Raw genomic sequence first — 1142 nt, forward strand, 5'->3', positions numbered from 1 at the left:
ACCGCCAGACGATGCCCAGTCCGGGCGCGTCACCCCCATTTGTTTCGTTCCGGCGCAGTTCGTTCAATCCGAGCGAACCATCCGGGCAATCTGCCGGAGAGACAGTTGCCTTGCGACACTGCTCACTGAGGAGCAGTCCCGACGCGGACAACCGAAGCGGCAACGGGGGAGATAAATTCTGCGCGAACGGCATCGCCAACTTTCAGGCTGTCGAGCGATAACGTCGGGGCAACATCGAACTCCTGTGTCTGAGTCGGGCCGCGCAGTGTGACCTCCCGGTTCTTCCGGTCGATTTTTAGCACCGTGGCCACGAACTCCACGCTTCGGGTCGAACTGACTTCTCCATCCGACGCTGGCTGCAAGACTTCTGTTTCGATTCGCTCGCGGATGCCACCCGATGCCACCTTGTCCATACGAGTCAGTATTGCGTTTCTATACGCAATATTGACCGTATCGCCGATTTGTAACGTCTTTACGTCGGCAATATCTGGGCTGATTTCAAACACGACCATTTCCCCGCCCGCGTCGCGCAAGGTCACGCTGTTGTGCGAGGGGGCTATCCCGGCGACGCGTGCCTGGATGTGTCGAAAGGCTTTTACACCGACTGCGTGTCCTGTGCGAGGACCTGGTGCTTGGGCACCAGCCGATTGAAGTACCAGCACGCCGACCGAGACAGCAACAGCAACGACGTGTAAGCGGGCAGCGCCTGTTCTGGTTCCATGCATTTCTGGCTCCCCAAAAAAACGTCCAACGATACAAAACTCGCCAGACCGTCACAATCATAAACATAAACTGGACCGTGGCCCTCTGCTTGCACCGCAAACGCGAGGGAACTCAGTTTCCCTGCCTTCGGGGTGTCGTTGTTCGTCAACCGAGATATCTGCTAGCAGCACACAGCCGCACAGAACATTGCGATGGCTGGCCCGCACTAAAGCGGTCATCCAGCGTTAGGACAGTAGAGAGCACCCGAGATATAAGTAGTTTCTGCCTCTCGATAAGGAGTACGCTTAATTATCAGGCCGGTCTCCAGACGACGGCGATAACGCTCCGGGCAAATCTGCCCGACCGCGAACCCAGTTTCTGCACGCACGTCTCCAACTGACACCCCGAATCGATACGAGCTGGCGCGTTCACGCGCCGGG

Annotated in this window: 2 protein-coding genes; both read right to left on the minus strand. The window is 57.6% G+C overall.

Going from position 1 to position 1142, the window contains the following annotated elements; translation table 11 throughout:
• Positions 1 to 122 precede the first annotated feature (122 nt).
• Entirely contained in the window at positions 123 to 506 is a 384-nt protein-coding gene (locus P0D80_RS50325; protein ID WP_408183724.1) for a copper-binding protein, read from the minus strand.
• Positions 507 to 595: 89 nt separating this feature from the next.
• Positions 596 to 721: a hypothetical protein gene (locus P0D80_RS50330; protein WP_408296264.1), complete on the minus strand. Its 126-nt coding sequence runs from the start codon at positions 719 to 721 to the stop codon at positions 596 to 598.
• Positions 722 to 1142: the final 421 nt, after the last annotated feature.

Origin of the sequence: Paraburkholderia sp. RL17-373-BIF-A, from assembly GCF_046030175.1 — a bacterium.
In the GTDB taxonomy this organism is placed as follows: domain Bacteria; phylum Pseudomonadota; class Gammaproteobacteria; order Burkholderiales; family Burkholderiaceae; genus Paraburkholderia.

Excerpts from the sequence above, each read along its gene's own strand:
- P0D80_RS50330 (WP_408296264.1), bottom strand. The coding sequence starts at position 721 with ATGGAACCAGAACAGGCGCTGCCCGCTTACACGTCGTTGCTGTTGCTG.